The organism is Teichococcus aestuarii, from assembly GCF_042651065.1.
In the GTDB taxonomy this organism is placed as follows: Bacteria; Pseudomonadota; Alphaproteobacteria; order Acetobacterales; family Acetobacteraceae; genus Pseudoroseomonas; species Pseudoroseomonas aestuarii.
Genome location: NZ_JBHSCH010000031.1, coordinates 19,647 through 40,091, shown reverse-complemented (window position 1 = coordinate 40,091; position 20,445 = coordinate 19,647). Strand labels below are relative to the sequence as shown.

The following is a 20,445-nucleotide window of genomic DNA, read 5'->3' as shown; positions in this document are numbered from 1 at the left end:
AACTTCCATACTGCCATTTAAATCCGCATGTCGGCTCTTCTGAGGGCCGCTGGTCTGGAAGCTGCTTGGATGGTGCTGGCACAGTAGGCGCTGTGCGTCCGATCATCCTGAAATGATCAAGGCCAAGGCAATAAAGGCAGAGGATTTCTGCTTCCTGCCCTCGAGCTTGCCTGCCTCAAAAGCTATTCAGAGCGCCTCCTCGACTGTCCTTCAGACTTGAGATCTGCAGTTCCTCACAGAAACGACGCCTGAGAATTCCATCACGGCACGATGCGCAGATCCTTGGCCACCGCCTCGAAGCAGCCTGCCGCCAACCAGCGCTGCGCCTGCTGGTCGACAAGGGTTGTCCACTCCGGAAGGCCATTCGGCATCCAGCGCCCGGTACACCGCTCTTCACAACATAGCGCAGGCCATGGAACACCTCGCGCCGACTGCGATCATGCCGCCCTGCGTCTTGCGGCAGAAGACTCAGAAGGTGCAACCAGCGCCCAAGGCTTCATCAGATCCATCGTTCGGGTACGCCTTGCAGGCAATCACATGACCATGGAGCACGGCCTGCGCTCTCGCGGAAAAATCTCTCGATAACAACGGGCTGATGTCCACGAGGCAGATGGTGGACGGAAAGATGCACGCGTAGGGGCCATGGCGCATGGCGAGGCGGCGCCAGCCCTCGGAGTCCGCCGAGCACGCCCTCAATGCGGCGCCACTGGCGGTAAAACTTCCTGCCATGCGGGAGACGCCGCCTGCTGCCGCTCCCGGCACCCTCATCGGGCGTATCTCCCTTCATCCCCCTTCCCGATCGGGCGGCGCGGGGCTTCGGCGGTCTGTCCGGCGCGTCATCTGTCCTAAGGCAAAAAATGTCGGGAACCTTCGGGGCTCTCGGCAACTGCGTCCTTTGTCGATCGCCCGCCCTCGGGTTCTGATCAGGATGACGAGTAGAAAAGGGCCAGAGCATGAGCGGACATTCTCCGCAGACGCCATCTCCCTCCACAACTCCGTTCGGCGCGAAGCCGACGGAGCAGGAGGGAAAGACGCGTGAGGCGATGCCGGATATCCGGCAGGATGCCAAGGACGCCGCCGCCAGCCTGGCGGACGAGGCGAAACAGAAGAAGCGCGACATCACCGAAGCCGCGACCGAGCGCGCCGAGAGCCTGGCCGAGCAGGGCAAGGCCGCTGGTGCCGAGCGGGCCGAAGGGCTGGCCCATGCCGTGCGCCGCGTAGCCGACGACCTCGAGGACAGCTCGCCCGAGATCGCGCGTCATGTGCGCGCTGCGGCGGAATCCGTCGAAGGCATTTCCTCAAGCCTGCGCGAGCGCAGCGTGGGTGAGCTGGTGGAGCAGGTCAACGGCTTCGCCCGCCGCCAGCCGACGGCCTTCTTCGGTGCGGCGGTGCTGGCGGGTTTCGCCATCACCCGTTTCGCGCGTGTGGGCCTGTCGGAGGGCATGTCGGGTGGAGCGCGGACGGGCGGCGCGCAGCGGTCCAGCCATTCTGCCGGCATGGGCGCTGAACCCGCCATGGGCGCGGGCCGCACGGGGTATGGGACAGGCACGGGCAGCACCGGCACCGGCACCGCAGGTGCGGCCGGCCCGGCTCCCGGATGGGTCAGCAACCCGGCTGCGCCCGGCGCCCCTTCCAAGCCGGTGACGATGCCCGCCGCCACGCTGGGTGGCGCCGCGGCGCATCGCCCCGGTACCGGCCAGCCCGGCAGCATGCCGCGTGGTGATGAGGTGACATCCTGATGGCAAACGAAGGCAACCGGACCGTCCCCGATCTGCTCGGCGACCTGGTCCAGCAATCCTCGACCCTGGTCCTCAAAGAGGTCCAGCTGGTGCGGGCCGAGATGAACGAGGCGGTCGGGCAGGTGGGGCGCGGGGTCGGCAGCATCGCTGTCGCCGCCGCCCTGCTGATGGCGGGCCTGGTGATCCTGCTGCAGGCCCTGGCAGCCTGGCTGGTCACGCTGGGGCTGTCCACGGCGCTCTCCAGCCTGATCGTCGGCGTCCTGGCCGCAGTGGTCGGCTTCGTGCTGCTCCGCACTGGCGTCAATCGCCTGCGGGCAACGCAGCTGATCCCGCAGCGCGCCGCCCATCAGGTGTCGCAGGATGCTACCCTCGCCAAGGAGGCCGTGCGATGAGCCACAGCAACGACCAGACCACCGATCCCCGTGGCCAGTCGGCCGCCGAGATCGAGAGCGATGTCGAGCGCACCCGCGCGCGGGTGAACGAGACCATCGAGGCCCTGCGCGGCAGCATGGCGCCAGGTCAGCTTGTCGAGCAGGCGCTGGATTATGCGCGGAACGCCGGCGGCGCGCAGTTTGCGCGCAATCTTGGCCAGGCGGTTCGCGACAATCCCTTGCCGGTCCTGATGATCGGCGCCGGGATCGGCTGGCTGATCATGTCGGGGCGGGATGGCGGTGCGCCGCGCAGCAGCCACTACATGCCGCCGCCGCGCGATCTGTCTCCGCCGCGCCAGCCTGCGCTGCCGGCGCCCACGGTCACCACCACCTCGGCTTCCAGCCATGGCACGTCCTCCGGCCCGAGCGCACCGGGCCTGGGCAGCCGGCTGGGCGACGCCGTGGCGGGCGCGAAGGAGAGCGTCAAGGACGCCGCCGCCTCCATCGGCCAGACGGCTTCCGATATGACGGACCGTGTCTCCAGCACGGCCGGAAGCGCGGGAGACAGGGCCCGGATGTACCAGCATGATGCGCGCGATGCCGCCTCGCATCACTACAACCGCCTGGCGGAGGGCACCGGTCATCTCGGCCGGCAGGCCGGTGAAAACTGGAACCGCATCACCACCGAGCAGCCTCTGCTGATCGGCGCGCTGGGCCTGGCGGTCGGCGCCGCGCTGGGTGCCCTGCTGCCTCGCACGGAAACCGAGGACCGGCTGATGGGTGAGGCCAGCGAGGCCACCGCCCGCCAGCTCCGCGAGACGGCGGAGACGCAGTACGAGCAGGCGAAGGATGCGGTCACCACCCAGGCGCAGGGCATCGGCCAGGCACTCGCCGAGACCTATGAGCATGGCAAGGAGAAGCTGAAGGAGCAGGGTGGCGGCACGGTATCGGCCACCGGTGGTGCGGTGGAGCAGGCGGTGCGCGGCAGCGGCACCGGCGCTGGTACCGGCACTGGCCCTGGAACTGGCAGCGGCACCGGCGTCGCGGGTAGCAGCAGCAGCGGTACGGCGCATAAGGATGCCAGCACCTCCACCACTCTGGGGCAGAGGTGAGGCAGCGCTCAGGCGCCGAAGCCTGATGCCTTCCTAGCCATCCGCCGGCCGGCAGTATGCCGGCCGGCGGACACCATCATGCGGGTCTATCTCCCCCGCGTGGTTGCTGTCCGCTGGGAGAAGGCGCGCCCGGGCGTCACGAGCTGGGGCGTCACCGGAAAGAGCGTCACGGGCAGGGTGGTGGACGGCCTTCCGGGCAGGGGTGGCCAGCCAAGCTGATGAAGTTCCGCCTCTGGCGCCCTCATGCGCCGAGGCTGCTTGTCAGCCCGTGCCGAACCCGGAGCCTGCGACGCGGTATTCCGGCCGCGGCGGGCTGAAGATGTCGAGCACCCGCGCGCCCTCCGGCCCGGCCCGCATGGTGTGCGGAACCCCGCCGGGCGTGCGCCAGAAATCGCCTTTCCCGACGTGGATTTCCTCCCCGCCCTGGATGCGCACGGCGCTGCCTTCCAGCAGCACGCCCCATTGCTCCTCCGGGTGGGAATGCACCTTGCCTTCCGCATTCGGCGCGATTGTCACCACGGAGAGCATGGCCTGCTCCCCCGCGAAGATCCGCGTGGTCAGGCCGGGCGCCAGTTCGCGCAGGATGCCGCCTGTTCCTGAATCGAGATTGTGGAATTCATCGGCTTGGCTCATGGCGCCTTTTCCCTCCAATGCTCAGCCCGTGCATGCCGCGGGCATGCCGGAAGCGGTTCTTGACATGGGCGCCGTCCCGGGGCGGGAGTGCGCGCGGTGGATTGTCCGTCCTGATCTCCGCCGCCGCAAGCGCGCGTCTCGCCGGGCCGGCCTCCGGCGGCTCCGTGCCCGGCATCCGGATGCCCTGCCCGGCGAGGAAGGCTTCCATGTGGTGCTGTTCCGCCGCTCCGGACCGCTGGCGGCGGCGTCCTACGGCGCGGCGCTGCCGTTCAACCTGCTGCCGCGGATGGCAAGCGTGCAGATCCGGCGCGCCGGGGCCGTGCGGCTCGAGGGCGCCTCCGCCCTCGAGCAGATGGATGGCGACCCGGCCGGCGCCCTGCCGGTGAAGGTGCCGGACGCGCCCGGGCCGCTGCGCGTGCTGCTGCCACCCTGACGGCGCCGCGCCCGGAAAGCCAGTTCAGGCAGGCGGCTCAGGCGGCGAAGGCGCGGGCGGTTTGCGGCACCAGGCGGCAGGGCTGCCCCACGCGCAGCAGGCCAAGCGGCGCCTCCGCCTCGATGACATGGCCCGCGAGGTCCAGCTCCACATGGGCATGGCCGCCGGCGGGGCGCTGGCTGCGCAGGGTGGCGTTGGCCTCCCCCGCCGCCGCCGGTGCCACCGCCCATTCATGCGCGCGGATGAAGGCCAGGACCGGCCCGTCCTGCGCCGGGGCGGCGCGCAGGGCGGCGCGTGGCAGGGGTGGCAGCGGCACCCCCTCGAAATGCAGCGCCCCCTCTGCCAGCCGCCCCGGCAGCCGCGCCGCGTGGCCCAGGAAGCCGGCGACGAAGGCGGTGGCCGGCGCCTCCACCAGCCGCTCCGGCGTGTCGATCTGCACCAGCCGGCCGGCCTCCATCACCGCCACGCGGTCGGCCAGTTCCAGCGCCTCCTCCTGGTCGTGGGTGACGAAGAGGCTGGTCAGGCCCATCTCGGTGTGCAGGTCGCGCAGCCAGCGGCGCAGGCCCTTGCGCACCTCGGCGTCCAGCGCGCCGAAGGGCTCGTCCAGCAGCAGCAGGCGCGGCTCGATGGCCAGCGCCCGCGCCAGCGCCACGCGCTGCCGCTGCCCGCCCGAGATCTGCTCCGGCATACGCCGCTCCAGCGCGCCGATCTGCATCCGCTCCAAGAGCGCGCGCACGCGGCGGCCGATCTCGGCCTCGCCCGGGCGGGCGGCGCGCGGCCGCACGCGCAGCCCGAAGGCCACGTTCTCGAACACGCTCATGTGCCGGAACAGCGCGTAGTTCTGGAACACGAAGCCCAGCCGCCGCGCCCGCGCCGGCACGGCGGACATGTCCTGCCCCTCGATCTCCACCGTGCCACTGTCGGCGAAGTCGAGGCCGGCGAGGATGCGCAGCAGCGTCGTCTTGCCCGAGCCGGAAGGGCCGAGCAGCGCCACGAACTCGCCGGGCCGGGTCTCCAGCGCGATGTCGCGCAGCGCCGCGGTGGGGCCGAAGCGGCGGGTGAGGCCGCGCACCGCCACGCTCATGCGGCCGCGCCCCGCGCCGTGCCGCGCTCCACCAGCGCCTTGGCGCCGAGGGTGACGAGCGCCAGCAGCGCCAGCAGCGCCGCCACCGCGAAGGCGCCGACGAACTGGTACTCGTTGTAGAGGATCTCGACATGCAGCGGCATGGTGTTGGTCTCCCCGCGGATATGGCCGGAGACGACGGAGACGGCGCCGAACTCGCCCATGGCCCGGGCGTTGCAGAGCAGCACGCCGGAGAGCAGCGCCCAGCGTATGCCGGGGAGCGTCACGCGCCGGAAGCTCTGCCAGCCGGAGGCGCCGAGGGTGGCGGCGGCCTCCTCCGCCTCGCGTCCCTGCTCCTGCATCAGCGGCACCAGCGTGCGCGCCACGAAGGGGAAGGTGACGAAGAGCGTGGCCAGCACCAGCCCCGGCACGGCGAAGATGATCTGCAGGCCGCGCGCCTCCAGCCAGGGGCCGAACCAGCCATGCGCGCCGAACAGCAGCACCCAGACCAGGCCGGACACCACCGGCGAGACGGAGAAGGGCAGCTCGATCAGCGCCAGCAGCAGGGCGCGGCCGGGGAAGCGGTAGCGCGCGATGCACCAGGCGCCCGCCAGCCCGCCCAGCGTGTTCACCGGCACGGCGATGGCGGCCACCAGCAGGGTGAGGCGGATGGCCGCCAGCGCGTCGGGGTCGGAGAGCGCCTGCCACACGGGGGGCCAGCCACGGCGCAGCGCCTCGGTGAACACCGCCGCCAGCGGCAGCAGCAGGAACACCCCGAGCAGCAGCGCGGCGAGCAGGATGAGCAGCCAGCGCAGGCCGCGCGGCTCGGTGGTGGAGGGCGTCATGCGCGGCGCCAGAGGCGCTGCACCAGGTTCAGCGCCAGCAGGAGCAGGAAGGACAGCGCCAGCATCGCCACCCCCACGGCGGCGGCGCCGGCATAGTCGAACTGCTCCAGCCGCACCACGATCAGCAGCGGCGCGATCTCGCTCACCATCGGCATGTTGCCCGCGATGAAGATGACGCTGCCATACTCGCCGATGGCGCGCGCCGCCGCCATGGCGAAGCCAGCCAGCAAGGCGGGCGCCAGCGCCGGCAGCACCACGCGCCACAGCGTCTGCGCCCGGCTGGCGCCGAGCGTCGCCGCGGCTTCCTCCGCCTCGCGCGGCAGGTCGCGCAGCACCGGCTCGACGGTGCGGACGATGAAGGGCAGGCCGACGAAGGCCATGGCCAGCACCACGCCGAGCGGCGTGTAGGCCACCTTCAGCCCCAGCGCGGCCAGCGGCGCGCCCAGCCAGCCATTCGGCGCGTAGAGGGCGGTGAGGGCGAGGCCGGCCACGGCGGTGGGCAGGGCGAAGGGCAGGTCCACCATGCCGTCCAGCAGGCGCCGGCCAGGGAAGCGGTAGCGCACCAGCACCCAGGCCACCAGCAGGCCGGGCGGCACCGTGGCCGCCGCCGCCGCCAGGGCGCCCAGGAAGGACAGCCGCAGCGCGGCCAGCACGCGCGGCTCCGTCACCGAATGCCAGAAGCCCGCCGGCCCCAGCTCCAGCGGCCGCAGCAGCAGCGCCAGCAGCGGGAGCAGGACGAGGCCGAGCAGCCAGAGCAGGGTGACGCCGAGGCTGAGGCCGAAGCCCGGCAGCGGATCGCGGCGCCGCGGCGTCATCGCCCGGGCTGGTAGATGCGGTCGAACAGGCCGCCATCGTTGAAATGGGTGGCCTGGGCCCGTCTCCAGCCGCCGAGGGCCGGGTCGTCGATGGTCACCAGCTCGAGCCTGGGGAAGCGGTCTCCGGCGGCGGCGAGCGCCGCCTCGTCGCGCGGGCGGTAGTGGTGCCGCGCGGCCAGCGCCTGGCCTTCCGGCGCGTAGAGCGCCTGGAGATAGGCCTCGGCCAGGGCGCGCGTGCCGCGCCGGTCCACGTTGCGGTCCACCACCGCCACGGGCGGCTCGGCCAGGATGGAGAGGGAAGGGTGGACGATGTCGAACTTGTCGGTGCCGAACTCGGCCAGGGCGAGGTGCGCCTCGTTCTCCCAGGCCAGCAGCACGTCGCCCTGGCCGCGCTGGACGAAGCTGGTGGTGGAGCCGCGCGCGCCGGTGTCCAGCACCGACACGTTGCGGAACAGGGTGGCGAGGTAGTCCTGCGCCGCGCGCTCGCCGCCCGGCTGGCGCAGCGCCCAGGCCCAGCCGGCCAGGTAGTTCCAGCGCGCCCCGCCCGAGGTCTTGGGGTTGGGGGTGATGACGGAGACGCCCGGCCTCGCCAGGTCGCCCCAGTCGCGCAGGGCCTTCGGGTTGCCCTTGCGCACCAGGAAGACGATGGTGCTGGTGTAGGGTGCGCTGTTGTGCGGCAGGCGCTTCTGCCAGTCCGGCGCGATCAGCCCGCGCTCGGCGATGGCGTCGATGTCGTAGGCCAGGGCGAGGGTGACGACATCGGCCTGCAGCCCGTCGATCACCGCGCGCGCCTGCCGGCCGGAGCCGCCATGCGAGGCATTGGCGCGCACCGTCTGGCCGGTCCTCGCCTTCCACTGCCCGGCGAAGGCGGCGTTGAAGGCGCGGTAGAATTCCCGCGTCGGGTCATAGGAGACGTTGAGGAGCTGGGCGGCGCCCTGCGCCCGCGCGGCGTGCGGTGCGGCGGCCCCCAGGGAGGCTCCCAGGGAGGCCCCCAGGGCGGTGCCCAGCAGCAGGCGGCGAGGCAGAGCAGGCAGGGTCATCGGGACCTCACTCTCTCCAGGCACGGATCATCCAGCCTGGGCCGCCGCGATGCAATGTTTCCGTGGAGGTGCCCCACGCGCCCTCCGGCGGCCGCGCCCGTTTCAGGCGGGCGGAAGCGTCACCCGGGCCTTGAGCGGAAGATGGTCGGAGGCCCGCCGCGCCAGGGGCGTGTCATGGGCCACGACCTGCGGCGCCAAGTGCGGCGGGTGCAGCAGGATCCGGTCCAGCGCCAGCCAGGGGCGGAAGGCGGGGAAGCTCGGCGGGTGCGGCGGCGCGCCGAAGACCGGCTCCAGCACGCCCAGCGCCGAGGCGCCCGGCCGCCACTCGTTGAGATCACCCAGCAACAGGGTGGGGATGCGGGGACCGGAGCCGGTCCGCATCGCCGCCAGCAGGGCCTGCGCCTGGAGCCGCCGCCGCGCCGCGCCGAGGCTGAGATGGGCCGAGATCAGGCGGAATGGGCCGGCGCCGAGGTCCAGCTCCGCCAGCAGCCCGCCGCGCGGCTCCATCCCGCCCAGGCGCAGCCCCTCAGGCGGGCGGAGGAAGGTGGCGTCGCGCCGCACCAGCACCACGTTGCTGCGCCAGCCCTGCTGCGCCGGCGCTTCCGCCACCCGCAGCGGGCGCAGGCCCAGCGCCGCCACCGCGGCCTCCTCCAGCATCGGGGTTTCCCGGCGCAGGTAGTGCTGCGCCTCCTGCAAGGCGATCAGGTCCGGGCGGATCTCGGCGATGACGGACAGGATGCGGGCGGGGCGGAACCACCCCGCGGGCCCCCGACCGCGATGGATGTTGTAGGTGGCGACGAGCATATGGCGCTCAGCGGCAGGAATCGGAGAGGCGCGGCGCCTGCGGGGCAGGGGAATCGCGCCACACCGCCCAGGCGGCCGCGAGCACCGCGCCCAGCGCGGTCAGCGCCACGTCCGTCACCGTGTCCAGTCCATCGCCGATCAGCCCGGTCGCCCATTCGAACACCTCCCAGCCGATGGCCAGCGCCAGGCCGAAGGCCGCCGCCGCCCAGACCAGGCCGCGGGCGGGCCGGTGCCGCCCATCCGCCCGCAGCAGGGCAAGGAAGACGGCGCCGGCCAGCACGCCGTTGACCAGGTGCACCACCTCGTCATAGGGGCCGGGGCGGTAGAACCACCCCAGGCCATAGCCCGGCGTGGAGAGCAGCGTGGCCAGCACGGGCGTGGCGTCCAGCCCGCGCGGCAAGGCCCGCAGCCGGTGCGGCAGCACGCCCATGCGCTCGCGTGGCGGCAGGACCAGACCCAGGCAGCCCAGCAGCGCGGCGGCGGTGCCCAGCGCCGCGCCCTGCCGGCCCAGCAGCCAGAGCCCCAGGCCGGTGCCGGCCAGGGCGAGCAGGCAGGCCCAGGCGAAGGCCGAATGGGGCCGCAGGTCGTCCTTGGTCAGCAATGACATGGCATCTCCTCTCCGCGCCTGGGCCTGGCCCGCAGCCATCGGCCGGGGGCGGAGCCTTAACGTGCGGCGGGCGCTTTCGGTGCAGGCCGGCCTGCCGCCGCAATCCCCGGCCGGTCCGGCGGGAATGCAAATTTCATAAAACCGCGCATGTCGGCCCGTTAAGGCCTGGGTAAGGCGCGGCCAGGATCAGCGGATCGGGAATCGCGCCATGACGGGACTGACATCTACCTCGCTCTGGAGTCATGACACCGCCAGCGGCGGCACGGCCGGGGGCGCGGAAGTGGTGGCCTTCGACGAGGCGCGCCAGCTGGTGCTGGTGCTGGGGCCGGATGGCGTCGACGCGCTCCGCATGCAGGATGGCAGCCTGGCCTTCTCGCTGCCGGCGGCCGGAGCTGAGCCGTTCGGCACCGGCAACAGCGTGGCCGTGCATGGCGACGTGGTGGCGGTGGCCTATGACGGCGCCACCCCCGGCAGCAATGGCACCGTGGCCCTCTACCAGCTCGACGCCGCCGGCATCGGCGCCACGCTGCTGCGCAGCGTCACGGTCGGCGCCGTGCCGGACATGGTGACCTTCACCCCCGATGGCAGCCGCCTGCTCGTCGCCATCGAGGGCGAGCCGACCGACGACTACGCGGCGGACCCGGCCGGCGGCGTGGCGGTGATCGATGTCGCGGCCGGCACCAGCACCTTCGTCGATTTCGGTGGCTTCGACACGGCGGCGCTGCGGGCGGCGGGCGTGCGCATCACCGGCCCCGCCGGCACCCTGGCCGCGACGGATCTGGAGCCGGAATACATCGCGCTCTCCGCCGATGGCCGCACCGCCTATGTGACGCTGCAGGAGAACAACGCCGTCGCCGTGCTGGACCTGGACGGCATGGCCTTCACCGCCGTCCACGCCCTGGGCACGAAGGACCATTCGGTGGCCGGGCAGGGGCTCGATCCGTCGGACCGTGACGGTGGCCCGGCCATCGTCACCGCGCCCGTCTCCGGCCTCTACATGCCGGATGGCCTCGCCACCTTCACGCGGGACGGCAAGACCTATCTCGTCACCGCCAATGAGGGCGATGCGCGGGAGTGGGGCGACTACGCGGACACCGACCGGCTGAAGAACGTCACCCTCGACGCTGACAGCTTCGGCGGCGCCGCGGCGGTGGCGGAGCTGCAATCCGACGCGCGCCTCGGCCGCATCGACGTGCTGACCACCGAGGGCGACACGGATGGCGATGGCGATATCGACGTCATCACCACGCTCGGCGGCCGCTCCTTCTCCATCTGGGAAGTGGCCGACAGCGGCCTGACGCAGACCTTCGACTCCGGCGACATGATGGAGCGCGTGCTGATCGAGCAGTTCCCCGAGCTGTTCGACGACGGCCGCTCCGACAACAAGGGGCCGGAGCCGGAAAGCGTCACCCTGGCGGAGCTCGATGGCGTGCTGCACGCCTTCGTGGCGCTGGAGCGCACCGACTCCGTGATGGCCTTCCGCATCGACTCGCCCACCGATGTCACCTATGCCGGCCTCATCCCGACCAGCGACGCGCCGGAGGTGATCCAGGTGGTGGACACCGCCGGCGGCCCGGTGCTGATCGCACCCGGCGAGGGCGACGGGCAGGTGCAGGCCTCCCGCCTCGAGGTGGAGGGCGACGGCACCTACACGCTGCAGATCCTGCACGCTTCCGACTTCGAGGCGGGCCTCGCGGCGGTGGACCGCGCCAGCCGCTTCGCCGCCATCGTCGACAGGCTGGAGGACAGCGTCGCCAACAGCATCACCCTCTCCTCGGGCGACAATTTCCTCCCCGGCCCGTTCATCGCCGCCGGCACGGATTCCGGGGTGAGCGGCGCGCTGCGGCAGCTCTACGCCACGCTGCTCGGCGTGCCGGTGGAGCAGCTCTCGGGCCTCGCCGCCAACCCGGCGGCGGCCGACATCGCCATCATGAACGCGCTCGGCATCCAGGCCAGCGTGTTCGGCAACCATGAGTGGGACCTCGGCTCCAACGCCCTGGCCTCCGCCATCGACTTCGCCAAGGGCAGCGGCAGCACCGCCGCCGCCGTCTCCTCCATCGGCGCGCTGTTCCCCTACCTCTCGGCCAATCTCGACTTCAGCGCCGACCCGGCGATGCGCGCCCTGTTCACCGCCGCGCTGCGCGACGCAGCCAGCTACGCCACCACGGCCGCGGAGCTGGGCGACGCGGCGGCGCTGACCGCCGAGGCGGCCGACGCGCAGGTCGCGCCCTGGACCACCCTCGAGGAGAATGGCGAGACCATCGGCGTGCTGGGCGTCACCACCCAGCTGCTGCAGAGCATCTCCTCCCCCTCCGGCACGGTGGTGAAGGACCCCGCCGGTGATGGCGGCGCCAACAACACCGACGAGCTGGCCAGCATCCTGCAGACCTATGTCGACCAGATGGCGGCGCAGGGCCTCGACAAGATCATCCTGCTCAGCCACCTGCAGCAGTACCAGCTGGAGCTGGAGCTGGCCGGCAAGCTGAGCGGCGTCGATGTCATCATCGCCGGCGGCAGCCACGCCGTCTTCGCCGACGGCACCGACGCGCTGCTGCCGGGCGACAGCGCCGCGCAGGGCTACCCGGTCTTCGTCGAGGGCGCCGATGGCGGCACTGTCGCCGTGGTCAACACCGGCAGCGAATACTCCTATGTCGGCCGGCTGGTGGTGACCTTCGACGCCGAGGGCCGCATCATCCGCGACAGCGTCGATGCCGCCCAATCCGGCGCCTACGCCACGACCGAGGAGACGGTCGCCGCGCTGTGGGGCAACGAGGACGCCTATGCTCAGGGCACGCGCGGCGGCATGGTGCGCGGCCTGACGGACGCCATCGGCACCGTGATCGACCAGAAGGACGGCCAGCTTCTCGGCTACACCGAGGTGTTCCTCGAAGGCCGCCGCGGCGAGGTGCGCACCGAGGAGACCAATCTCGGCAACCTCACCGCCGACGCCAATCTCTGGCTGGCGCAGCAGGTGGATGCGGCGGTCAGCGTCTCGATCAAGAATGGCGGCGGCATCCGCGCCGAGATCGGCAGCATCGGCACCGGCGCCGAGGCGGGCGAGCTGCCGCCGCTGGCCAACCCCGATGCCGGCAAGCCGTCGGGCGCCATCAGCCAGCTCGACATCGAGAACTCGCTGCGCTTCAACAACGCGCTCTCCATCGTCACCGTATCGGCCGAGGAGCTGCTGCGGATCGTGGAGCACGCCGTCTCCGGCATCACGCCGGGTGCCACGCCGGGCTCCTTCGGCCAGGTGGGCGGCCTCTCCTTCTCCTACGACCCCTCCGGCACGGCGCAGCGGCTGAACGCCGATGGCAGCGTGGCGGTGGCCGGCACGCGCATCCAGAACCTGGCGATCGTCGATGCGGACGGCTTCGTCATCGAGACGCTGGTGCAGGATGGCGCGCTGGTGGGCGATGCGTCGCGCGGCATCCGCATGACCACGCTGAGCTACCTGGCCGATGGCGGCGACGGCTACCCGATCGGCGTCTACGCCGAGGACCGCATCGACCTGCAGGGCAGCGATCTGCTGGCCGAGGGCGCCAGCCGCTTCGCCACCCGCGGCACCGAGCAGGACGCGCTGGCCGAGTACCTGCTGGCCCGGCACGGCAGCGCCGGCACCGCCTTCGACGAGGCCGACACCACCGCCGCGCAGGACAGCCGGGTGCAGAACCTCGCCCTGCGCGAGGATGGCGTGCTGGCGCAGGAGCAGATGGGCGGCGCGGACGCCGACAGCCTGGCCGGCACGGCGGGGCGCGACATCCTGCGCGGCGGCGCGGGCGACGACCGGCTGGCCGGTGGCGGCGGCTCCGACATCATCGACGGCGGCGCGGGCTTCGACACGCTGGTGCTGGGCCAGGACATCCTGTCCTACAGCGTCTCCCGCATGGGCGGGACGGCGATGACGCTGCGCGGGAATGGCGAGGTCATCCGCGCCGAGGGCATCGAGCAGATCACCTTCGCCAACGGCACGGTGCGGCTCGACCAGGGCGGGGCGCTGTTCGACGCCATCCACTACGCCGCGCAGAACCCCGACGTGCTGGCGGCCGGCGTCAACCTGCTCGACCACTACAACCAGCATGGCTGGCGCGAGGGGCGCGACCCGAACGCCCTGTTCGACACCGACGCCTATCTGGCGGCGAACCCCGATGTGGCGGCCTCCGGCATGCTTCCGCTGGAGCACTACATCCTCTTCGGCTGGCAGGAGGGCCGCGATCCCTCCGCCTGGTTCGACGGCGAAGCCTACCTGGCCCGCAACGCCGATGTGGCGGAGGCCGGGATGCTGCCGCTGACCCACTACCTGCTGCACGGCGCGGTGGAGGGGCGCATCGTCACGGCCGCCATCGGCGATGTCTCGGCGGACGGCTTCGACGCCGGCTACTACCTGCTGGCCAACCCCGATGTGGGCCTCGCCGGCATGGATGCCCGCCAGCACTGGGAAATGTATGGCCGCGCCGAGCAGCGCGACCCGAACGGCTATTTCGACACGGACGCCTACCTCGCGGCCAATCCCGACGTGGCGGCGGCGGGCATCGACGCCCTGGCGCACTACAACGCCTTCGGCTGGAAGGAAGGCCGCGACGCCAGCAGCCGCTTCGACACGGATGCCTATCTCGCCGCGAATTCCGACGTGGCGGCGGCGGGGATGAACCCGCTGCTGCACTTCCTGGAGTTCGGCAGCGCGGAAGGGCGCACGCCCTACGCCGTCATCGCCTGAGGCCCGGGCGGGGAGGGGAGCGACCCTCCCCGCCTTCCGGGCGGGGCCCCAGCCGCCCGCCACGCCCTGCGTGTTGCCGCAGATGGCGTAGAGCGCCTTGCCGGCCGTCCTCTTCGCAGGGGATGAGGCGGTCTTGCCGGTCCTGGCTGTGGCTGTTCGGGATGTCGGGCCAGGTCAGGCCGGCCGCCGGGCCGGAGGCAGCCCCCGCGCCAGCCTGCCCCGGCCTGCCCCGGCCCGGCCCGGCCCGGGCCGGGGCGGAGCAGGGCGCCGCCGCGCGTGGCCGGGATGCCGGGGCCGCACCGCATGGGCCTGCACGCCATGCGGGATTTCCGCAGGACGATCTGCGCATTGCGCGCAGATTCTTGCCGCGCCCCGGAATGGCACTATGTTCGCCCCTTCCTGTCTGCGGAGACCTGTCCCTGGCCAGCCCCGGAGCCGACCGATGCAGCGCTGGCTGATCCTCGCCGACGACCTGACGGGCGCTGCGGATTGCGCGGTGTCCTTCGCGCGCCGCGGCCATGCCGCCGCCGTGGCCTGGGGCCCGGCAGGAATCGCGGAGGAGACGGTGCTGGCCATCGACGCCGACAGCCGGCGCCTCCCGCCCACGCAGGCGGCGGCGCGCCACGCCGCGCTCCTGGCGGCGCCGCCGGGCCCGGGCGCCGCCCTCTACAAGAAGATGGATTCCACCCTGCGCGGGCAGCCGGCGGCGGAACTGGCGGCCAGCCTCGCCACGCTCCGCGCCGCCGGGCGGCCGGCCCTGGCGGTGGTCTCGCCCGCCTTCCCCGCCACAGGCCGCACCATGGAGGATGGGCGCGTCCGGCTGCAGGGCGCGCCGCTGGAAGCCTCGCCCCTCTGGCGGCGGGACCACACCTACCCCGATGCCGATCTGCGCGCCGTGCTGGAAGGGGCGGGGATGACCACGGCGTTGCTGCCGCTCGCCGCCCTGCGCGCCGAGCCCGGCGCGGCGGCGCGGGCGGTGCGCGCGGCGCTGGAGGCCGGCCAGGATGCGCTGGTCTGCGACGCGGCCACCGAGGCGGATCTCGCCACCATCGCCCGCGCCACCCTGCCGCTGGCGGGGTCCGTCATCTGGGTGGGCTCGGGCGGGCTCGCGGCGGCCCTGGCCGGGGCCCTGCCCATGGGGCATGCGCCGCCGCCTTCGCTCCCGCCGCCGCGCCGCACCGGGCTGCTGCTGGTGGTGGGCAGCATGGCCGAGGCCTCCCGCGTCGCGGCGGCGGAGGCCCTGGCGGCGGGAGGGCTGCGCCGCTTCGGCCTGGCACCCGCGCTGCTGCGCGCCGGGCCTGGGGAATGGGCCGGGACCGCCGGTGCCATCGCCGCCACCATCGCCGCCGGCGAGGACGCGCTGGCCATCATCGAGGAGGAGCCGGGCGCCGATCTGCGCCAGGGGGCAGCGTTGGCCGAGGCGCTGGCGGCGCTGTTGCGCCCGGCGGGGCTGGCCGCCGGCGGCCTCTTCGCCACGGGGGGCGAGACCGCCCGCGCGCTGCTCGCGCATCTTGGCGTCCACAGCATCCGCCTGCTGGAGGAGATCGCCCCCGGAGTGCCGCTCGGCCTCGCCCGGGGCGGCCGCGCCACGCCCGTCATCACCAAGGCGGGCGGCTTCGGCGGCGCACAGACCATCGGCCATGCGCGGCAGCGCCTGCGTGCCTGGCTGCAGCAGGAGGCTCAGGCATGACCACCGCGAACGACACCCGCCCGATCATCGCCATCACCATGGGTGATGCCTCTGGCGTCGGCCCCGAGATCATCATGAAGGCGCTGGCGCGGGCGGATGTCCACGCGCTCTGCCGGCCGCTGGTGGTGGGGGACGCCACCCGGCTGCGCGAGGCGGGGGCCATCACCGGCACCGGCCTCGCCGTCGCTGCGCGCGCCGCCCCGGCCGAGGCGCGCTTCGCCCGCGGCACGGTGGATTGCATCGACCTCGGCCTGATCCCGGCCGGGCATCCCTTCGGCCAGCTCTCGCCCGTCTCGGGGGAGGCGGCCTACCGCTACATCGAGCGCGCCACGCGGCTGGTCGAGGCGGGGGAGGCGGATGCCATCTGCACCGCGCCGCTCTCGAAGGAGGCGCTGCACGCCGCCGGGCACAAATATCCGGGCCACACCGAGCTGCTGGCGCATCTGACCGGCACGCCGGAGGTGTCGATGATGCTGGTGGCGCCGAAGCTGCGCGTCATCCACGTCACCACGCATATCGGGCTGATGGATGCCATCCGGAAGATCGAGCCCGGGCTGGTGGAGCGCGTCATCGCGCGCGGGCACGCGACGCTGGTGAAAGCAGGCATCGCCGAGCCGCGCATCGGCGTCTGCGGCATCAACCCGCATGCGGGCGAGAACGGGCTGTTCGGCCAGGGCGAGGAGGAGGAGAAGATCATCCCCGCCGTGCGGGCATGCCGGGCGAAGGGCTGGAAGGTCGATGGCCCGCTGCCGGCGGACACGCTGTTCTTCCGCGCCGCTCGTGGCGATTTCGACCTCGTCGTCGCCATGTACCACGACCAGGGCCATGCCCCGGTGAAGGTGATGGGGCTGGAGGCGGGGGTGAACATCACCGTGGGCCTGCCGGTGATCCGCACCTCGGTGGACCATGGCACGGCCTTCGACATCGCCGGCCAGGGCATCGCCGACGAGGGCAGCCTGGTCGAGGCGCTGCGCCAGGCCTCGGAACTGGCGCCGAGGCGCGGCGCCTGAGGCGCCCCCGCGCGCCCGTTCCCTTCCACGGCGATCTGCTCCGGGAGCCTGCCATGCGACAGAGACGCGCGCGCCAGGATTCGATCCTGGCCGCGATCGCCGCCGGCGAGGCGGATGTGGACCGCCTCGCGGCGCGCTTCGCCGTCTCGCCCTCCACCATCCGGCGTGACCTGCAGCACCTCTCGGCGCGCCGCGCCGTGGCCCGCACCTATGGCGGCGCGATCCTGGCCCCGCCGCTGCCCGAGCAGAGCCTCGGCACGCGGGAGGCATCGAACGGCGCCGCCAAGGCCGCCATCGCCGCGGCGGCGCTGGCCCGCATCCGGGATGGCGAGACGCTGATCCTGGATGGCGGCTCCACGGTCGCGGCGCTGGGGCGACTGCTGCGCGGGCGGCGGCTGCGCGTCATCACCGGGAACCTGCCGCTGATCCCGCTGCTGGCCGGCGAGCCGGGGATCGAGCTGATCGTGCTGGGCGGGGTGGTGCGGCCGCTCAGCATGGGCACCACGGGCCCCCTGGCCGAGCAGGCGCTGCGGCAGATGACCGCCGACAAGGCATTCACCAGCGCCGACGGGGTGGTGGCGGAGCGCGGCCTGTGCGAGGCGACGCTGGAGCAGACGGCGCTGAAGGCGCTGATGACGGCGCAGGCGGCCGAGGTGTTCGTGCTGGCCGATGCCACCAAGCTGGGCCGCGCCGGGCAGCCCTGCTGGACACCGCTGCGGCCGGGCTGGCACCTGGTGACCGACGCGCCGGCGGCGGCCTGCGCCGCCTTCCTGGCGGGCGGGCTGCGCATCCTCCCCGCCGCATGACCGATCTCGCGGCCTATGGCGGCCTGTTCCTGGCCGCGCTGGTGGCGGCCACCATCCTGCCCGCGCAGTCGGAGGCGCTGCTGGTGGGGCTGCTGCTGGGCGGGGAGCACCCGGCGGTGCTGCTGGTGCTCGCGGCCAGCCTGGGGAATGTCGCCGGCTCGGCGGCCAACTGGTGGCTCGGGCGCTCGCTGGAGCGCTTCAAGGGCCGCCGCTGGTTCCCGGTCTCCGCGGCGGGGCTGGCGCGGGCGCAGCGCTGGTTCGGCCGCTTCGGCCTCTGGTCGTTGCTGCTGGCCTGGGTGCCGGTGGTGGGCGATCCCCTGACGGTCGTTGCAGGGGTCCTGCGTGTGCCGTTCTGGCGCTTCTTGCTCCTGGTGGCGCTGGGCAAGGTGGGGCGCTACGTGCTGCTGGCCTGGGCGAGCATCGGCCTCGGTTGAGAGCGGGGCGGACAGGCCGCGGCTTTTCGCGCGGAGCGGGTAAAAATGACCTACACCCTTCTCCGAGATTGTCACAGCGTAAGCGTTGCTCTACCAAACCATCCATGGAGCGTGAGCGGCCTGCGCCGTCCCTTTGCGGTGGGGCTACACCGGCATTCCGAGAGAAGCGAACCCGCCACGCCACGCTGCGGGCGCGGCTCTGCTTGACCAGAACCTGCCGGTGAAGCGGGCGCAACATCTCGTCCTGGTGGCGGCGGTGCTGGTGCCAGCCAGCGTGTTCGCCATAGCCGCCTGGTGGAACCGCGCGGAAGTGCTGCGGGAGGGTAGCGACGCCATGGCCCGGAGCGCCGCGGTGCTGCACGAGCACGCCGCCAAGGTGTTCGACACGGCCGAGCTGATCCTGACCCAGGCGGAGCAGCATGTCGGGGGGATGGAGCCGGAGGCGATCGCCGCGCCCGGCGTCAGCGATTACCTGAGCCAGCTCGCCGCGCCGCTGGAGCAGATCGTCTCCATCTGGGTGGCGGATGAGCAAGGGAAGGTGCTGGCCGGCAGCCAGCCTTGGGACCGCAACGTCAGCATTGCCGGCCGGGACTTCTTCCTGGGCGCGAGGGAGCAGGGCGCGCCCGGCACCTATGTCAGTGCGCCCTTCGTCGGCCGCGCCACGCAGGAGGCATCCTTCGCGCTCAGCCGGCCCCGCCTGACGCCGGAGGGCCGCTTCATCGGCACGCTGCACGTGGCGATGAGCCCGACCTATTTCGCGCAGTTCTACAAGGAGACGGTGCCGCCCTTCCTGCGCTATGCGGCGCTGGTGCGGCTGGATGGCACCATCCTCGCCCACCATGCCGCGCCGGGGCGCTCCATGCCGCTCGCCCGCTTCCCGGCGGGCGGCCCCTTCCAGCAGGCGGTGAGCCGCAATCCGGATGGGAGGGTGGCCATGGCCATCTCCCCGCATGACGGGGTGGAAGCGGTCTTCGCCTACCGGCGCATCAGGAACCAATCCGCCTTCGTCGCCCTGCGGGCCGATGTCAGCAGCCTGCTGGAGCGCTGGCGGCGCAACATGATCGCCTATGGCACCGTGGCCGGCGTCGCCTCCCTGACCCTGCTGGCCACCGCGGGCATCGCCATACGCCGCACCCAGGCGGAGCGGGTGGCGCTGCAGCGCGTGGCGGAGGAGAGCGAGCGCCGGCTGGCGATGGAGGAGCGGCTGCGGCAGGCGCAGAAGCTGGAGGCGCTGGGCCAGCTCGCCGGCGGCGTGGCGCACGACTTCAACAATGCCGCGGCGGTGATGCTCGCCGGCATCACGCTGCTGGAGAAGCGCCATGGCGCCGCCCTGCAGCAGCAGGAGCCGGAGGCGGCCTATCTGCTCGCCGGCCTGCGCGAGGGCGCGGGGCGGGGTGTGGCGGTGGCGCGGCGGCTGCTGGCCTTCGTCCGGCGCGAGGGGCTGCGCGCCGCGCCCATCGTGCCGCTCTCGCTGCTGGAGGAGGTCCGGCAGGTCGTCACCCCCACGCTGGGGGCGGGCCAGGTGACCCTCTCGGTGCAGGCCGGGCCGGACCTGCCGCCGCTGCTGGCCGACCGCGGGCAGCTGGTGACGGTGCTGATCAACCTCGTGCTGAATGCACGCGATGCGATGCCGCAGGGCGGCCGGCTGGTGATGAGCGCAAGGCTGGCCGGGGCAGGCGACCCGCCGCCGGACGCCGCCGATCCTTCCCGCGCGGCACTGCCAGAGCTTTCGCAGAGGCAGTTCATCCGCCTGGATGTGACCGATACCGGCCTGGGCATGGACAGTGAGACGCTGGCCCGCGCCACCGAGCCCTTCTTCACCACCAAGCCCCCGGGCCAGGGAACCGGGCTGGGTCTGGCCATGGCCTTTTCCTTCGCCGGCCAGTCCGGCGGCGCGCTGGCGATCCGCAGCCAGCCGGGGCAGGGCACCACCGTCTCGCTTTGGCTGCCCAGCACCAGGATGGATTCTCCGTTGGCCTGAAAGGCCCTGATTCGATCCATAAGGTTGCGTGAGGGGAAAAAACCGTCAGCTCCGCCAATTTTTTCGGGCAGGGGATGCCGGGCCCGCGCCCCCGCCGCCCGAAGGGGCTGCGTGAAAGCGGCGCGGACGGCACCGCGCCGGCAGGGACGCTGAAATGATGGAGGCTGGTTTACCGGCCTGTAACCTATGCTTTTCCTCCCCGGCGCGGCATCGGGCCACCTGCGAGGGCGGCAGGGCAGAGGCCCCATCCTTTCAGCGCCAGCAATCCAGGTTCAGGGCCGAAAGCCACCTGGGGTTGAAAAATATCCGGGAATATTCGGAAAATCGGAGTTCATATTTCGATAAATT

17 protein-coding genes and 1 pseudogene are annotated in these 20,445 nt (G+C 72.5%); 10 read left to right on the top strand and 8 right to left on the bottom strand.

Annotated elements, in window-relative coordinates; all coding sequences use genetic code 11:
- Nucleotides 1-266: 266 nt before the first annotated feature.
- Nucleotides 267-537 (bottom strand): annotated as a pseudogene (locus ACFOY6_RS13325) (transposase); the annotation flags it as partial.
- Nucleotides 538-953: 416 nt separating this feature from the next.
- On the opposite strand from ACFOY6_RS13325, the gene ACFOY6_RS13320 reads away from it, so the two are divergent.
- From ACFOY6_RS13320 to ACFOY6_RS13310, 3 genes are read left to right on the top strand one after another with little or no spacing between them, the layout of a single operon-like run.
- A complete protein-coding gene (locus ACFOY6_RS13320) occupies nt 954-1,739 on the top strand; it encodes a hypothetical protein (protein WP_379651144.1) in 786 nt (261 codons plus the stop codon).
- Complete coding sequence (locus ACFOY6_RS13315; protein WP_109516007.1) at nt 1,739-2,131, top strand: phage holin family protein; 393 nt, start codon at nt 1,739-1,741, stop codon at nt 2,129-2,131. The genes ACFOY6_RS13320 and ACFOY6_RS13315 overlap by 1 nt, the downstream gene beginning before the upstream one ends.
- The gene (locus ACFOY6_RS13310; protein WP_379651142.1) at nt 2,128-3,222 is read left to right on the top strand and encodes a DUF3618 domain-containing protein; all 1,095 of its coding nucleotides are present in this window, start codon (nt 2,128-2,130) and stop codon (nt 3,220-3,222) included. The genes ACFOY6_RS13315 and ACFOY6_RS13310 overlap by 4 nt, the downstream gene beginning before the upstream one ends.
- 261 nt (nt 3,223-3,483) lie before the next feature.
- Here the strand turns inward: ACFOY6_RS13310 and ACFOY6_RS13305 are convergent, their stop codons facing one another.
- The gene (locus tag ACFOY6_RS13305) at nt 3,484-3,855 is read right to left on the bottom strand and encodes a cupin domain-containing protein (protein WP_109516005.1); all 372 of its coding nucleotides are present in this window, start codon (nt 3,853-3,855) and stop codon (nt 3,484-3,486) included.
- A gap of 208 nt (nt 3,856-4,063) precedes the next feature.
- Here ACFOY6_RS13305 and ACFOY6_RS13300 point away from each other — a divergent pair, with 208 nt between their 5' ends.
- Complete coding sequence (locus tag ACFOY6_RS13300; RefSeq protein ID WP_379651140.1) at nt 4,064-4,288, top strand: hypothetical protein; 225 nt, start codon at nt 4,064-4,066, stop codon at nt 4,286-4,288.
- Nucleotides 4,289-4,325: 37 nt separating this feature from the next.
- Here the strand turns inward: ACFOY6_RS13300 and ACFOY6_RS13295 are convergent, their stop codons facing one another.
- The 6 genes from ACFOY6_RS13295 to ACFOY6_RS13270 all read right to left on the bottom strand — a co-directional run bounded on the left by ACFOY6_RS13295 (nt 4,326) and on the right by ACFOY6_RS13270 (nt 9,462).
- On the bottom strand, nt 4,326-5,372 hold the full coding sequence (locus tag ACFOY6_RS13295; protein ID WP_379651138.1) for a sulfate/molybdate ABC transporter ATP-binding protein: 1,047 nt from the start codon (nt 5,370-5,372) through the stop codon (nt 4,326-4,328).
- Nucleotides 5,369-6,196, bottom strand: a complete 828-nt coding sequence (cysW, locus tag ACFOY6_RS13290; RefSeq protein ID WP_379651136.1) for a sulfate ABC transporter permease subunit CysW — start codon at nt 6,194-6,196, stop codon at nt 5,369-5,371. The genes ACFOY6_RS13295 and cysW overlap by 4 nt, the downstream gene beginning before the upstream one ends.
- Nucleotides 6,193-7,011: a sulfate ABC transporter permease subunit CysT gene (gene cysT / locus ACFOY6_RS13285; RefSeq protein ID WP_379633583.1), complete on the bottom strand. Its 819-nt coding sequence runs from the start codon at nt 7,009-7,011 to the stop codon at nt 6,193-6,195. Before cysT ends, cysW begins: the two co-directional genes overlap by 4 nt.
- Nucleotides 7,008-8,051 carry a sulfate ABC transporter substrate-binding protein gene (locus ACFOY6_RS13280; RefSeq protein ID WP_379651134.1) on the bottom strand — a complete coding sequence of 348 codons (1,044 nt, stop codon included), beginning with the start codon at nt 8,049-8,051 and terminating at the stop codon, nt 7,008-7,010. The genes cysT and ACFOY6_RS13280 overlap by 4 nt, the downstream gene beginning before the upstream one ends.
- A 102-nt stretch (nt 8,052-8,153) precedes the next feature.
- Nucleotides 8,154-8,855, bottom strand: coding sequence for an endonuclease/exonuclease/phosphatase family protein (locus tag ACFOY6_RS13275; protein WP_379633585.1), 702 nt, complete (start codon nt 8,853-8,855; stop codon nt 8,154-8,156).
- 7 nt (nt 8,856-8,862) lie between these two features.
- Nucleotides 8,863-9,462: a hypothetical protein gene (locus ACFOY6_RS13270; RefSeq protein WP_379633587.1), complete on the bottom strand. Its 600-nt coding sequence runs from the start codon at nt 9,460-9,462 to the stop codon at nt 8,863-8,865.
- 208 nt (nt 9,463-9,670) lie between these two features.
- On the opposite strand from ACFOY6_RS13270, the gene ACFOY6_RS13265 reads away from it, so the two are divergent.
- From ACFOY6_RS13265 to ACFOY6_RS13240, 6 genes are all read left to right on the top strand, one after another.
- Nucleotides 9,671-14,176 (top strand): choice-of-anchor I family protein, encoded by a 4,506-nt coding sequence (locus tag ACFOY6_RS13265; RefSeq protein ID WP_379651131.1) that lies wholly within the window; start codon nt 9,671-9,673, stop codon nt 14,174-14,176.
- 442 nt (nt 14,177-14,618) lie between these two features.
- Nucleotides 14,619-15,866, top strand: coding sequence for a four-carbon acid sugar kinase family protein (locus ACFOY6_RS13260; protein WP_379651129.1), 1,248 nt, complete (start codon nt 14,619-14,621; stop codon nt 15,864-15,866).
- On the top strand, nt 15,863-16,876 hold the full coding sequence (pdxA, locus tag ACFOY6_RS13255) for a 4-hydroxythreonine-4-phosphate dehydrogenase PdxA (protein WP_379635993.1): 1,014 nt from the start codon (nt 15,863-15,865) through the stop codon (nt 16,874-16,876). Before ACFOY6_RS13260 ends, pdxA begins: the two co-directional genes overlap by 4 nt.
- Before the next feature lie 53 nt (nt 16,877-16,929).
- On the top strand, nt 16,930-17,682 hold the full coding sequence (locus ACFOY6_RS13250; protein WP_379651127.1) for a DeoR/GlpR family DNA-binding transcription regulator: 753 nt from the start codon (nt 16,930-16,932) through the stop codon (nt 17,680-17,682).
- Nucleotides 17,679-18,116 carry a YqaA family protein gene (locus ACFOY6_RS13245; RefSeq protein WP_109515993.1) on the top strand — a complete coding sequence of 146 codons (438 nt, stop codon included), beginning with the start codon at nt 17,679-17,681 and terminating at the stop codon, nt 18,114-18,116. Before ACFOY6_RS13250 ends, ACFOY6_RS13245 begins: the two co-directional genes overlap by 4 nt.
- A gap of 220 nt (nt 18,117-18,336) precedes the next feature.
- Complete coding sequence (locus tag ACFOY6_RS13240) at nt 18,337-20,097, top strand: ATP-binding protein (RefSeq protein WP_379651125.1); 1,761 nt, start codon at nt 18,337-18,339, stop codon at nt 20,095-20,097.
- Nucleotides 20,098-20,445: the final 348 nt, after the last annotated feature.